9 protein-coding genes are annotated in these 14,503 nt (G+C 52.2%); all 9 read left to right on the top strand.

The features are described 5' to 3' along the window. The first annotated feature begins 441 nt into the window (after positions 1 to 441). The 9 genes from DXC51_RS27430 (at position 442) to DXC51_RS27390 (ending at position 14,498) form a co-directional block, all read left to right on the top strand. Positions 442 to 4,233 carry a phosphoribosylformylglycinamidine synthase gene (locus DXC51_RS27430; RefSeq protein WP_025489024.1) on the top strand — a complete coding sequence of 1,264 codons (3,792 nt, stop codon included), beginning with the start codon at positions 442 to 444 and terminating at the stop codon, positions 4,231 to 4,233. Positions 4,234 to 4,508: 275 nt separating this feature from the next. Next, the gene (locus DXC51_RS27425; RefSeq protein WP_025489025.1) at positions 4,509 to 5,696 is read left to right on the top strand and encodes a carbamoyl phosphate synthase small subunit; all 1,188 of its coding nucleotides are present in this window, start codon (positions 4,509 to 4,511) and stop codon (positions 5,694 to 5,696) included. A gap of 1 nt (position 5,697) precedes the next feature. Beyond that, positions 5,698 to 8,892, top strand: a complete 3,195-nt coding sequence (gene carB / locus DXC51_RS27420; RefSeq protein WP_035323905.1) for a carbamoyl-phosphate synthase large subunit — start codon at positions 5,698 to 5,700, stop codon at positions 8,890 to 8,892. Between the two features lie 10 nt (positions 8,893 to 8,902). Further along, the gene (locus DXC51_RS27415; protein ID WP_021639623.1) at positions 8,903 to 9,559 is read left to right on the top strand and encodes an epoxyqueuosine reductase QueH; all 657 of its coding nucleotides are present in this window, start codon (positions 8,903 to 8,905) and stop codon (positions 9,557 to 9,559) included. Between the two features lie 178 nt (positions 9,560 to 9,737). Next, on the top strand, positions 9,738 to 11,507 hold the full coding sequence (argS, locus tag DXC51_RS27410) for an arginine--tRNA ligase (protein WP_021639622.1): 1,770 nt from the start codon (positions 9,738 to 9,740) through the stop codon (positions 11,505 to 11,507). Positions 11,508 to 11,798: 291 nt separating this feature from the next. Further along, a complete protein-coding gene (locus DXC51_RS27405) occupies positions 11,799 to 12,704 on the top strand; it encodes a DUF6017 domain-containing protein (protein ID WP_025489027.1) in 906 nt (301 codons plus the stop codon). A gap of 178 nt (positions 12,705 to 12,882) precedes the next feature. Next, entirely contained in the window at positions 12,883 to 13,233 is a 351-nt protein-coding gene (locus DXC51_RS27400) for a DUF7768 domain-containing protein (RefSeq protein WP_021639619.1), read from the top strand. A gap of 102 nt (positions 13,234 to 13,335) precedes the next feature. Continuing rightward, positions 13,336 to 13,818: a PcfB family protein gene (locus tag DXC51_RS27395; RefSeq protein WP_021639618.1), complete on the top strand. Its 483-nt coding sequence runs from the start codon at positions 13,336 to 13,338 to the stop codon at positions 13,816 to 13,818. Next, positions 13,815 to 14,498, top strand: a complete 684-nt coding sequence (locus tag DXC51_RS27390; protein WP_243003283.1) for a type IV secretory system conjugative DNA transfer family protein — start codon at positions 13,815 to 13,817, stop codon at positions 14,496 to 14,498. The genes DXC51_RS27395 and DXC51_RS27390 overlap by 4 nt, the downstream gene beginning before the upstream one ends. Positions 14,499 to 14,503: the final 5 nt, after the last annotated feature.

The raw sequence follows: 14,503 nt of genomic DNA, 5'->3' as shown, positions 1-14,503 counted from the left end.
AAAGAGGTTAAGCCGGGAAAATCCGCAGGAAAATGGCGGACGCCCTGGAGGGTGGCAATGGAATTTCCGGTATATGCTGGCATCCTGCACAGTTTCGCACCGCCTGTTCCCGGTTTTCTGTGACTTTCGCCGTGGGACGGACATAAAAAGCACCCGGCGGCAGGCAAAGCCTGGCCTGACTTACAAACTTCACTTAATTTCAACAATTTGCATTGAAAAACCCCGCGGATTTTGTATAATAAGAAGAGAATGCCCGCCTGCAGGACAGCGCCAGGATTTGCCAGGGAAGGAAAAAGGCTGCTGTCAGCAGGGTGGAGCGTGTAACGGAATTCATTTCCGCAGGACTGATGTATATTGCGGAGGATAGTTTTTTGCATGCTCCAAGCAGCCGGCGCTTGGGAAAAAAGAAAAGCCGGCCACAAACATTTGGAGGAGCCATTCATGGGAAATGTAAGACGTATCTATGTAGAGAAGAAAGCCCCTTTTGCCGTGAAAGCGAAGGAACTGAAAGGCGATCTGAAGAACTATCTGAACCTGAAGGAAGTAGAGGATGTGAGGATGTTCATCCGCTACGATGTGGAGCATATCAGCGACGAGGTTTTTGAAAAGGCCTGCACCACGGTGTTTTCCGAACCGCCGGTAGATATTCTTTACAGAGAACAGATTGAGGTCCCGGAGAACGGAAGAGTTTTTTCCGTGGAATTTCTGCCCGGACAGTTTGACCAGAGAGCGGATTCTGCCCTGCAGTGCGTGAAGTTTTTGAACGAAGAGGAAGAGCCTATCATCAGGACGGCGGTAACCTATCTGATTACCGGAAAGCTGACGGATGACGAGTTTGACAGAATAAAGGCATACTGCATCAACCCTGTGGATTCCAGGGAAACGGATATGATAAAGCCGGAAACGCTGGAAACCGTGTTTGAAGAACCCGCGGATGTGAAAATTTTTGACGGTTTCAAGGATCTGCCCGAGGAGGAGCTGAAGGCTCTGTATTCCTCTCTGGGCCTGGCAATGACCTTTAAGGATTTCAAGCATATCCAGAACTATTTTGCCGGGGAAGAAAAAAGAGATCCTTCCATGACGGAAATCCGCGTACTGGATACCTACTGGTCGGATCACTGCCGCCATACCACCTTCTCCACCGAGCTGAAGAACGTGGAATTCGGCGAGGGCTATTACAGGACGCCCATGGAAAGCACCTACCAGAGCTATCTGGATACCAGGGAGGAGATTTTTAAGGGCAGGGATGACAAGTTCATCTGCCTTATGGATCTGGCACTCATGGGAATGCGCAAGCTGAAAAAAGAAGGAAAGCTCCAGGATATGGAGGAATCCGATGAAATCAACGCCTGCTCCGTCATCGTGCCCGTGGAGATGGATTACGGCGACGGCCCGGTGACCGAGGAATGGCTTGTTTTCTTCAAGAATGAAACGCATAACCATCCGACCGAAATCGAACCCTTCGGCGGTGCGGCCACCTGCCTGGGCGGCGCCATCCGCGATCCCCTTTCCGGACGCGGCTATGTATATCAGGCCATGCGTGTGACCGGCGCGGCCGACCCTACGGTTCCTGTTGCGGATACCCTGAAGGGCAAGCTGTCCCAGAAAAAACTGGTGCGCGGCGCGGCTGACGGCTATTCCTCCTACGGCAACCAGATCGGCCTGGCTACCGGCTATGTAAAGGAAATTTATCATCCCAACTATGTGGCGAAGCGTATGGAAATCGGCGCTGTCATGGGCGCTGCCCCCAGAAAAAATGTCATCCGTGAAACCTCTGACCCCGGCGATATCATCATCCTCCTGGGCGGACGCACCGGCAGGGACGGCTGCGGCGGCGCAACCGGATCCTCCAAGGTACATACGGAGGAAAGCATTGAAACCTGCGGCGCTGAGGTGCAGAAGGGCAATGCTCCCACAGAACGTAAAATACAGAGACTGTTCCGCAGGGCAGAGGTCAGCAGGCTGATAAAGAAATGCAACGACTTCGGCGCAGGCGGCGTATCCGTTGCCATCGGCGAGCTGGCTGACGGCCTTCGCGTGGATCTGGACAAGGTGCCCAAGAAATACGCGGGCCTGGACGGCACTGAGCTTGCTATTTCCGAATCCCAGGAAAGAATGGCGGTGGTAGTGGCTCCCGAAGATGTGGATACCTTCTTAGGCTATGCCGTGGAAGAAAACCTGGAAGCCGTAAGCGTGGCTGTGGTTACGAAGGAACCCCGCCTGGTTCTTACCTGGAGAGGCAAAGAGATAGTAAATATTTCAAGAGCCTTCCTGGATACCAACGGCGCGCATCAGGAAACCAATGTTTATGTGGATATCCCGGCGGAAGGAAGCAGCTATTTTGACAAATATGCGGTGCCCGAGGCAGGAGAAGCGCTGGAAGCGGGCGACGTAAAGAAAGCATGGCTGACCCTGCTTTCCAACCTGAATGTATGCTCCCAGAAGGGGCTGGTGGAAATGTTTGATTCCTCCATCGGCGCAGGCAGCGTGCTGATGCCCTACGGCGGCAAATACCAGCTGACAGAAACCCAGGCCATGGTGGCCAAGCTGCCGGTACTGAAGGGAAAGACCGATACCGTGACCATGATGAGCTACGGCTTTGATCCCTACCTGTCCTCCTGGAGCCCTTACCACGGCGCAATCTACGCGGTAACGGAATCCATGGCGAAAATCGTGGCTGCAGGCGGAGATTTCCATAAGATCCGTTTCACCTTCCAGGAGTATTTCCGCAGGATGACAGAGGAACCGGAAAGATGGAGCCAGCCCTTCGCGGCGCTACTGGGCGCTTTTGACGCACAGGTAGGCTACGGCCTCCCTTCCATCGGCGGCAAGGATTCCATGTCGGGAACCTTCAACGATATCGATGTACCGCCCACACTGGTATCCTTTGCAGTGGATGTGGCTAAAGAAAAGAATATTATCACTCCGGAATTTAAGATTCCCGGCAGCAAAATAGTCCGTTTCTGCCTGGAAAGAGATGATTTTGATATTCCTGTTTATGAAAGCGTTATGGAACTCTATGACAGGATCAGCGAAATGATCCGCGACGGCGTGATCGTTTCCGCCTATGCCCTTGACAGCAAGGGCGCCGCGGCAGCTCTTCCCAAGATGGCCTTCGGCAATCATCTGGGCGTTGAGCTGAGCGAGGAAGCGGATCTGAAGGAACTGTTTGAAAACTCCCTGGGCGACATTATCGCGGAAGTTCCCGCTGATAAATTCAACCTGATTGACACAGCTTACGAGCTGATTGGTACGATTACCAAAGAGCCTGCCGTTACCTTCGGAGAGGTGAAGATCGCTCTGGACGACATGCTTGCCGCATGGAAGGGAACCCTGGAAAAAGTATTCCCCACCAGGGCAAGCCAGGAAACAGATCCTGTAAATACCGGTCTGTATCAGGCTGACAGCATCTATGTTTGCAAAAACAAGGTGACAAAGCCCACCGTATTCATCCCCGTATTCCCGGGAACCAACTGTGAATACGACAGCGCCAGAGCCTTTGAACGCGCCGGCGCCAGCGTGGTGACCAAGGTATTTAAGAACCTGAGCGCCGAAGACATCAGGGATTCCGTGGGAGAATTTGAAAAAGCCATCAATGAAGCCCAGATCATCATGTTCCCCGGCGGCTTCTCCGCAGGCGACGAACCTGACGGCAGCGCCAAATTCTTTGCCACCGCCTTCCAGAATGCGAAGATTAAGGAAGCGGTCATGAAGCTGGTGAACGAACGCGACGGCCTCTGCCTTGGAATCTGCAACGGCTTCCAGGCCCTGATTAAGCTGGGGCTTGTGCCCTTCGGTGAAATTGCCGGACAGACGGCGGATTCCCCGACCCTGACCTTCAACACAGTCAACCGCCACATTTCCAAGATGGTATACACCAAGGTGGTTTCCAACAAATCACCCTGGCTGGCTGGCGCGCAGCTGGGCAAGACCTATGTAACCCCGGCTTCCCATGGCGAAGGCCGCTTCGTGGCAAGCGAAGACTGGATCCGCAGACTCTTTGAAAACGGCCAGGTGGCAACCCAGTACGCCGATCCGGAAGGCAATATTTCCATGGATGAGGAGTGGAATGTAAACGGCTCCTATGCCGCTATTGAGGGCATTACCTCCCCCGACGGCCGTATCCTCGGAAAGATGGCCCATGTGGAAAGAAGAGGCGACAGCGTTGCCGTGAATATTTACGGCGAACAGGATCTGAAGATTTTTGAATCAGGCGTAGCTTACTTTAAATAAACAGATGTATTTTGAAATCCCACGGCGGCTGCTGTGGGATTTCTTTAGTAACAGTTCAGGCAGGTTTGCGCATTCACTGCGCAATCCGTGAGAAAACGTGGTGGCAGCAGGCATCCGCCCCTCGCCGAAGGCGACTTATCATGGGTGGATGCAGTAACAGTTCGGCCGAAGGCTGAACTGTTACTTTCTTGAACTGCCGGAAGGAAAAAATGATTGCCCGCCCTTTGCATTTGTGATACAATTAATCGATTATGGGAAAGGATGTGCAGATGAAAATGAAGGCATTTTTGATACTGGAAGACGGCACGGTATTTGAAGGAATTCATATCGGGGCCGAAAAAGAGATAATCAGTGAAATCGTATTTAACACATCGATGGCCGGTTATCTGGAAGTGTTGACAGATCCCTCTTATGCAGGACAGGCCGTATGTATGACGTACCCGCTGATTGGTAATTACGGCGTATGCAGGGAAGATTGCGAATCAAGAAGACCCTGGCCGGACGGCTTTATCGTAAGAGAACTGTCCAGAATGCCAAGTAATTTCCGCTCCGACTGTACGATCCAGGAATACCTGGAGATACACGGCGTGCCTGGAATTGCAGGCATTGACACCAGAGCGCTGACGAAAATCCTGAGAGAAAAAGGAACCATGAACGGCATGATAACCACCAACGCAGATTACTGCCTGGAAAAAATCCTGCCGCGGCTGGCAGAATACACCACTGGCAAGGTGGTGGAAAAGGTAACCTGCGAGGCCAAATACGAAATCAGGGGCGTGAAGGATCTGGCTGATAACGGCCCGCTTTCCGGAAGCGCCGTATTTAATAAGGAAGACTTCCTTTCCGGGAAGAAAGAAAAGAAGCCCTCCCTGGTAAAAGAACTGAGCGGAGCCGGCAAAAGGGTGGCCCTGCTGGATCTGGGAGCCAAGGATAACATCGCCCGCTCCCTCGCCATGAGAGGCTGCGACGTCACCGTGTATCCGGCGCTTACAAGCGCGGAGGAAATCATTGCGGACCGGCCGGACGGCATCATGCTTTCCAACGGCCCCGGAGACCCCAAAGAATGTGAAAGCATCATCGCTGAAATCAGAAAGCTGTATGAAACGGACATCCCGATCTTTGCCATCTGCCTGGGGCACCAGCTCATGGCCCTGGCTACGGGAGCCGATACCTTTAAGATGAAATACGGCCACAGGGGCGGTAACCATCCGGTAAAGGATCTGTCCACCGGAAGAGTGTATATCTCCTCCCAGAACCACGGCTATGTTGTGGATATGGACAAGCTTGACAGCAAAGTGGCAGTTCCTGCTTTTATCAATGTCAACGACGGAACAAACGAGGGCTTAAGCTATACGGGAAAAAATATTTTCACCGTGCAGTTCCATCCCGAGGCCTGCCCGGGGCCTCAGGATTCCGGCTACCTGTTTGACCGGTTTTTTACGATGATGAATGGAGGAATGTAAGATGCCAAAGGATCCCAATGTAAAAAAAGTAATGGTCATCGGTTCCGGCCCTATCGTTATCGGCCAGGCCGCTGAATTTGACTATGCAGGCACCCAGGCCTGCCGTTCCCTGAAGGAAGAGGGCGTGGAGGTGGTGCTTGTCAACTCCAACCCCGCAACCATCATGACGGACAGGGATATCGCGGACAGGGTTTATATCGAGCCTCTGACCGTAAAAGTTCTGGAACAGCTCATTGAAAAAGAAAAGCCGGACAGCCTTCTCCCCACCCTGGGCGGCCAGGCCGGCCTGAATCTGGGAATGGAGCTGGACGAATCCGGCTTCCTGGCGGCCCACAATGTGAAGCTGCTGGGCACCACCTCCCAGACCATCCGCAAGGCGGAGGACAGACAGGAATTCAAGGACACCATGGAAAAAATCGGCGAGCCCTGCGCTCCCTCCCTGGTGGTAAGAAATATCGAAGACGGCGTGGCTTTTGCCAGGAAAATCGGCTATCCCGTAGTGCTTCGCCCGGCCTATACCCTGGGCGGTTCCGGCGGCGGCATCGCCCACAGCCAGATGGAGCTGGAAGAGATTCTGGCAAACGGCCTGCGGCTTTCCCGCGTGGGCGAGGTTTTAGTGGAACGCTGCATTGCCGGCTGGAAGGAAATCGAATACGAGGTAATGCGTGACAGCGCCGGAAACTGCATCACTGTCTGCAACATGGAAAACATCGATCCGGTAGGCGTGCATACCGGCGACAGTATCGTTGTCGCCCCTTCCCAGACCCTGAGCGACAAGGAATACCAGATGCTCAGAAGCGCCGCCCTGAATATTATTGATGAGCTGCAGATCACAGGCGGCTGCAACGTCCAGTTTGCCCTGCATCCTGTGAGCTTTGAATACTGCGTGATCGAGGTCAACCCCCGTGTCAGCCGTTCTTCCGCGCTGGCAAGCAAGGCTACAGGTTATCCTATCGCCAAGGTGGCGGCTAAGATTGCCCTGGGCTACACGCTGGATGAAATCAAAAACGCAATTACCGGAAAGACCTACGCAAGCTTTGAACCCGCACTGGACTACTGTGTGGTGAAGCTGCCCCGTCTGCCCTTTGATAAGTTTATTACGGCAAAAAGGACGCTGACCACCCAGATGAAGGCGACCGGAGAGGTTATGAGTATTGCAAATAACTTTGAAGGCGCGCTGATGAAGGCCATCCGTTCCCTGGAACAGCATGTGGACTGCCTGCTGAGCTATGATTTTTCAGAGCTTACGGCGGAAGAACTGAAGGAACGCCTGAAAAAAGTGGATGATCAGAGAATTTATGTCATTGCCGAAGCCATTCGCAAGGGCATCGACTATGATACGATTCATGAAATCACCATGGTGGATCACTGGTTCATCGATAAAATAGCCATACTTGTGGAAATGGAACAGGCCCTTCAAACGCAGCCGCTCACGGTACAGCTGCTGCGCGAAGCGAAGCGCATTGAATTCCCGGACAATGTAATCAGCCGCCTCACCGGCCTGCCGGAAGCCGAAATCAAGCAGATGCGCTATGACAACGGCATCGTCGCTTCCTATAAAATGGTGGATACCTGCGCCGCGGAATTTGCAGCCAGCACACCTTATTACTATTCCGTTTACGGCGGGGAAAATGAAGCGGTGGAAACAAAGCCCCTGAAAAAGGTCCTGGTCCTGGGCTCCGGCCCGATACGAATCGGACAGGGCATCGAGTTCGATTACTGCTCCGTACATGCCACCTGGGCTTTTTCCAGGGAAGGCTATGAGACCGTGATTATCAACAACAACCCGGAGACGGTCAGCACCGACTTCGATATTGCGGATAAGCTGTATTTTGAACCCCTCACACCGGAGGATGTGGAAAATGTGGTAAACATCGAGCATCCAGACGGCGCGGTGGTGCAGTTCGGCGGGCAGACTGCCATCAAGCTCACGGAAAGCCTGATGAAAATGGGAGTTCCCATTCTGGGAACCAGCGCGGAAAACGTGGACGCCGCAGAGGACAGGGAGCTGTTTGACAAGATTCTGGAAGAATGCGAAATCCCCAGACCCTCCGGCGGCACCGTGTATACGGCGGAGGAAGCCAAGGCTGTTGCCAACAAGCTGGGCTATCCGGTTCTGGTGCGCCCTTCCTATGTACTGGGCGGACAGGGCATGCAGATTGCCATTTCCGATACGGAAATTGAAGAATTTATGGAAATCATCAACCGGATTGCCCAGGATCATCCCATCCTTGTGGATAAGTATCTGCAGGGCAAGGAGTTGGAGGTGGATGCGGTCTGTGACGGCACCGACATCCTGATCCCCGGCATCATGGAGCATATCGAACGTGCAGGCGTCCACTCCGGCGACAGTATTTCCGTATACCCGGCCCAGACCATCAGTGAAAAGGTAAAGGCCACCATTGCCGAATATACAAGAAGGCTGGCAAAATCCCTTCATGTAATCGGCCTGATTAATATCCAGTTCATCGTGGTGGGCGAAGATGTTTATGTGATTGAAGTGAATCCCCGTTCCTCCAGGACGGTGCCCTATATCAGCAAGGTGACGGGAATTCCCATCGTGGATCTGGCTACCGAGGTCATTATTGGCAAGAAAATCCGTGACCTGGGCTATGAACCCGGGCTCCAGCCGGAGGCAGGCTATGTGGCAATCAAGATGCCCGTATTCTCCTTTGAAAAAATCCGCGGCGCGGAAATCAGCCTTGGGCCGGAAATGAAATCCACAGGCGAATGCCTTGGCATTGCCAAAACCTTTAACGAAGCGCTTTACAAAGCCTTCCTGGGCGCGGGCGTGGATCTGCCCAGGCATAAGCAGATGATCATCACGGTAAAGGATGCGGACAAGGGAGAGGCAATCGAAATCGCCCGCCGTTTTGAAAAGCTGGGCTACATCATCTACGCCACCAGAAGCACTGCCGCGGCGCTGAGAGAAGCCGGCGTCAAGGCCCGTCAGGTCAATAAGATCAACCAGGAATCCCCTACGGTGATGGACCTTATCCTGGGACACCGAATCGACCTGGTTATCGACACGCCCACCCAGGGCCGGGATAAATCCAGGGACGGCTTCCTGATCAGAAGAACCGCCATAGAAACGGGCGTCAACTGCCTGACCAGCCTGGATACCGCAAGGGCGCTTGTGGGAAGTCTGGAAACAAAGAGCAATGAATTATCGTTAATAGATATCGCAAAACTATAAAACAGGTGAAATGAATAAAGTAAATTATCAGAAGCAGCTGGATGAGCTCCTCCGGCAGCTTCCGGAAAAAGAATCGAAAAAAAAGCTTCTTCTGCATAGCTGCTGCGCCCCCTGCAGCAGCTATGTGCTGGAATATTTAAGACAATATTTCGACATCACCGTCCTGTACTATAATCCCAATATTACGGAGCGTGAGGAATATGAAAAGCGCGCGGCGGAACAGAAGCGCCTGATTCGGGAAATGAATGAAGAAGCGGACGGAGACTGCAAAAACCGTATTCTGGCGGAAGAGGGCCGTTACGATCCGGAGCGTTTTTTCGCGGCGGCAAAAGGCCTGGAGCTGGTGCCGGAGGGCGGGGAACGCTGCTTTAAGTGTTATGAAATCCGCCTGCGGGAGGCTGCACGGATTGCCAGAGAGCAGGGCTTTGACTATTTTACAACCACCCTTACCATCAGCCCTTTAAAAAATGCGGACAAGCTCAATGAGATTGGAAACAGACTGGCAGAAGAGTACGGCGTCGCCTTCCTTCCCTCGGATTTCAAGAAAAAGAACGGATATAAACGCTCCGTGGAGCTTTCGGAAAAATACGGATTATACCGCCAGGACTACTGCGGGTGTGTTTTTTCAAAGGCGGAGCGTGAAAGAAGCAAAGGTTCGGGTTCCTGAGCTGTTTTAGAAGAAGTCAAGGATCAGGTGCATGGGCTGCTATGGAAAAAAGTAAAGATTCAGTGTCTGAATTACTATGAAAAAGCAGCGGTTCAGGTGTCTGGGCCATTATAAAAATGAAAAGCAACTGTGAAGAAGCGGAACAGTTGCAAAGATAAATGTGCAGAGGAGATCAGCCATGAAAAAGATTTTGGATGCCATTTCAGAGGAAATGAGAAAGGCGTTTGCGGAGGCCGGCTATGACGAGGAACTGGGAAAGGTAAGCCTTTCCAACCGTCCGGACCTTTGTGAATACCAGTGCAACGGCGCTATGGCAGGCGCCAAGAAATATCACAAAGCGCCGATTATGATAGCCGGCGAGGTGGCCGAAAAGCTGAAGGACAGCGCCGTATTTTCAGAAGTGAACGCGGTGGCGCCGGGCTTTCTGAACCTGAAGGTTTCCGACGTATTTTTATGTGACTACCTTAAAGGGATGGAAGCGGCGGATAAATTCGGCCTGGAAACTCCTGAGGAAGAAAAGACCGTTATCGTGGATTACGGCGGACCGAATGTGGCAAAGCCCCTCCATGTGGGACATCTTCGTTCAGCGGTAATCGGGGAAAGCGTCAAGAGAATTGCCCGTTATGCAGGCTACAAGGTTATCGGAGACATCCACCTGGGAGACTGGGGACTGCAGATGGGGCTTATCATAACGGAGCTGCAGGAGAGAAAGCCGGAGCTGCCTTATTTTGACGAAAGCTTCACCGGGGAATATCCCAAGGAGGCTCCCTTTACCATTTCCGAGCTGGAGGAAATTTATCCCACGGCCAGCGGCAAATCCAAAGAGGATCCCGCTTATAAGGAAAAAGCCATGGAGAATACATTTAAGCTGCAGAACGGCGTAAGAGGACACCGCGCCCTGTGGGATCATATCATCAGCGTATCCGTGGCGGATATGAAGCGCAACTATGAAAAGCTGAATGTGGAATTCGATCTCTGGAACGGGGAATCTACCGTACAGTATCTGCTTGCGGATATGGTGGAGGAAATGAAGAAGGGCGGCTATGCATACGAAAGCGAAGGCGCTCTTGTGGTTGATGTGAAGGAAGAAAGCGATACGAAGGAAATCCCTCCCTGCATCATCTTAAAATCCGACGGCGCCGCCCTCTACAGCACCACGGATTTGGCTACCATCAGTGAACGTGTGACGAAATACAATCCGGATATCATGATTTATATCACCGATAAACGCCAGGCCATGCATTTTGAGCAGGTATTCCGCTGCGCCCGCAAGACGAAGCTTGTGGGAGACGATACAAAGCTGGTGCACATCGGTTTCGGCACGGTAAACGGCAAGGATGGGAAGCCCTTTAAGACAAGAGACGGCGGCGTGCCGCGCCTGGAAAACCTGATTCATGACATCGATGAGGAAATGTTCCGCAAAATCGTGGAAAGCCGTCAGGAAATGCCGGAAGAGGAAGCAAGGAATATTGCGGAAATCGTCGGACTGGCAGCCATCAAATACGGCGATCTTTCCAACCAGGCCGCGAAGGACTACAGCTTCGACGTGGATCGTTTCACCTCCTTTGAAGGCGATACCGGCCCGTATATCCTTTACACCATCGTGCGTATCAAATCCATTCTGGCAAAATACCAGGATCAGGGCGGCAGCCTTGAAAATCTGGAGCTTGCCCCTGCCATCAGCCCGGATGAAAAGGCGCTGATGATGGAAATCGCCAAATTCAATACCATGATGGAAACTGCATTCGCCGAATGCGCGCCCCATAAAATCTGCGCGTATATTTATGATCTGGCCAATGCCTTTAACCGGTTCTATCATGAAACGAAGATTATTTCGGAAGAAGATGAGGCGAAGAAGGCCGGACTGATTGCGCTGCTGGTGCTGACGAAGGAGATTCTGGAGACTTGTATTGAACTGCTGGGATTTTCGGCGCCTGACAGGATGTAATGTTCTGTTAGATTTGAGTATTTGGCAGAAAATAAGCTGTACAGCTGAAATCTCTGTGAAAGATAGAAATGTTAGTTGTATGATATCCTGTTTGAAACACAAGACGTTTGTAAATTATAAAACCCTGGACAGCATTAGCTGGTGCCGATTAAGGAAACTAAAAAATAATACGGCAGACGGCTAAACGGGCAAGGGTTTAAGGCAACATGCACGAAAAGGGACACTGTTTTTACGGTGTCCCTTTTTCGCGCCCTTTTTCGGGCAGCCGTTCCCAGGAAAGGGGGCGAAAACATGGCCGAGCCGGGCGCATTGGAATACTTCTATGGCACCGAGGCAGAGCAATATACCTTTTACCGGATTCCCAAGGTGTTGTTCACCGACCCCGGTTTCAAACAGACAACTGGCGACGCGAAAATTCTATATGGCTTGATGTTGGACCGTATGGGGCTTTCCATACGCAACGGCTGGCTGGACGAACAAAACCGGGTGTTCATCTACTTCACCCTGGAGGAAGCGATGGGCGCGATGGGCTGCGGCCACAACAAAGCGGTAGCCCTTTTTACCGAACTGGACAAGGTGGGTCTGATTGAGCGTAAGAAGCAGGGCCAGGGCCGCCCCACCAAAATCTATGTCAAAAACTTCATTCGGAGGGAGGAAGTCAAGACTTCCGAAAAGCGGAAGTCTGCACTTCCGGAAACGGGAAGTCTTGACTTCCTAAAATCGGAGACAATCAATACTGATAAGAATTATACTGAATCGAATGATACCGATCCATCTATCTATCCGGCAGCAAGGCTAACGGAAGATAAACCACCTGCGGCGGCTGATAGGATTGATACGATACGGATTTATCGGGAGATTTTGAAAGAGAACATTGAGTACGACCATCTTTGTGAGCGTGTGGGCTATGACCGGGATATGTTAGATGAAATGCTTGAAATTCTGGTAGACACAGTTTGCTCCACCAGAAAGCAGATCCGCATTGGCGGCCAGGACTATCCCAACGAGGTGGTCAAAAGCAGGCTCTTAAAGCTGGATTCCAGCCACATAGAGTATGTGATGGACAGCCTGCACCAAAACACAACAAAGGTTCGGAATATCCGGGCCTATCTCCTGACGGCGCTCTATAATGCGCCTACCACAATCAGCAGCTACTACACCGCACTGGTCAACCACGACCTGTACGGTAGCGGGTAACTGCTTTTTTCATAATCAAATAAGGGCGGCAAGCCGGTCTTATCCGGTTTGCCCTTGATTACCCAACTGCAAATGAACGGCACTGTGTCAAGAACGCGCACGGTGCGCGTTCATTTTATTCTTGACACGGGGCCGTTCATTTGCCACCCGGCACAACGCTGGAGAAAGGAGCGACCCCGTGAAAAAACCTTTTGCTTACATTACCGCCGCATGGACCGGCCAGGAGTTTACGGACACCGATCAGGCCGTTGTCTATTGCCGCAAGGTCTATCAGGCTGGCTTCACGCCAATCTGCCCGATTCTGTATCTGCCGCATTTTCTGAATGACACGATTCCCGCCGAACACAAGGACGGGATTGATATGGCCCGCGATCTGCTTCGCCGCAGTCATGTTCTTATCGTCTGTGGTGATGAGGTGGACGAAACCGTAAAAAACGATATTGCCGTTGCCCAGCGATTAGGCATTACGGCCACCACATTGGACGGTATCCTGAAAATCAGGAGCCAGGGCCATGAAGAAGCCTGCTGACCTGCGCCACCGGCTGCTGCGGTTTCTGCTGCACAGGCTGGTGGTTCCGCCTTAGATTCTCTCTTTTCCACTTTCACCCTGCCGGAAAGGAGGAAATAGCCCATGCAGGAAGAAATGGAAAAAAAGGCCGTGGCTATCAGCATTAAAGCGGGCAAACTGTCTGCCAATTTACTGAAAGCGGCCATTCGCAAGTGCCTGGCGGAAATGGAGAAAAGCCAGAAGAATCCCAAAGTTTATAAGGGAAAGCAAAGTGTAAAGCACCTTGTCCGGCAGGGCGCAGGCGTTTCCAATATCGAGGTGACGGACGGTAATATCAAGTCCTTTGAACAGGTTGCCCGGAAATATGGTGTTGACTTTGCACTGAAAAAGGATACCACCTCACAGCCGCCGCGCTATCTGGTATTTTTCAAAAGCCGTGACGCGGACGCGCTGACTGCCGCCTTTGCGGAATATTCCGGCAAAGTGGTTAAGCGCAAGGCCCAGGAAAAGCCCTCTGTTCGCGGACGGATTGCGCAGCTTCAGGAAGTGGTCAAAAATATGGCCCAATCCCTCTCCCGAAATAAACATCAGGAGGTGGAGCGATGAAGAAGCTGCCGAAAATCAACGCGGCCCAAGTGCTCAAAGCCAGTCTGCCCTATGTTATCATCGGGCTGCTGTGTACCAAGCTGGGAGAAGCCTACCGGCTGACAACCGGCGCGGATATTCTGGATAAGGTGCTGGGCACATTTACCACGCTGGGTACGGTCTTTCAAAATCCGTTCCCCAGCCTGCACCCGTTTGATCTTTTCGTGGGTGCTGCTGCGGCTGTGCTGGTAAGGGCCATTCTCTATTTCAAGGCAAAGAACGCCAAGAAGTACCGACACGGGGAAGAATACGGCACCGCCCGATGGGGCACCCAAAAAGATATAGAGCCGTTCATCAACCCCGATTTTTCACAAAATATCCTGTTGACCGATACGGAACGCCTGACCCTGGGCAAGATTGCCGACCCTGAAAAAAGGAACGTCAATCTGAATGTTCTTGTGATTGGTGGTAGCGGAAGCGGCAAGACACGCTACCATATCAAACCGAACCTACTCCAGATGAATGGCTCATATGTGTGCTCCGATCCAAAGGGAACCGTTGTGGAGGAGGTGGGCCGGGTGCTGTTGCAGCAAGGGCATTATAAGCTGAAAATCCTAAACACCATAGATTTCAGCGCGTCCATGCACTACAATCGTGCGACTTGTTCGCCGCTGAAAAGGCGGCGCACAGCGCTGTTTTAATCAGT

The organism is Eisenbergiella massiliensis, from assembly GCF_003435485.1.
This window is presented reverse-complemented; position numbering and strand designations above follow the sequence as displayed.

Bases quoted from the DNA above. Each gene is read 5' to 3' on its own strand.
- DXC51_RS27430 (WP_025489024.1), top strand. From the start codon at position 442: ATGGGAAATGTAAGACGTATCTATGTAGAGAAGAAAGCCCCTTTTGCC.
- DXC51_RS27425 (WP_025489025.1), top strand. From the start codon at position 4,509: ATGAAGGCATTTTTGATACTGGAAGACGGCACGGTATTTGAAGGAATT.
- carB (WP_035323905.1), top strand. From the start codon at position 5,698: ATGCCAAAGGATCCCAATGTAAAAAAAGTAATGGTCATCGGTTCCGGC.
- DXC51_RS27415 (WP_021639623.1), top strand. From the start codon at position 8,903: ATGAATAAAGTAAATTATCAGAAGCAGCTGGATGAGCTCCTCCGGCAG.
- argS (WP_021639622.1), top strand. From the start codon at position 9,738: ATGAAAAAGATTTTGGATGCCATTTCAGAGGAAATGAGAAAGGCGTTT.
- DXC51_RS27405 (WP_025489027.1), top strand. From the start codon at position 11,799: ATGGCCGAGCCGGGCGCATTGGAATACTTCTATGGCACCGAGGCAGAG.
- DXC51_RS27395 (WP_021639618.1), top strand. From the start codon at position 13,336: ATGCAGGAAGAAATGGAAAAAAAGGCCGTGGCTATCAGCATTAAAGCG.
- DXC51_RS27390 (WP_243003283.1), top strand. From the start codon at position 13,815: ATGAAGAAGCTGCCGAAAATCAACGCGGCCCAAGTGCTCAAAGCCAGT.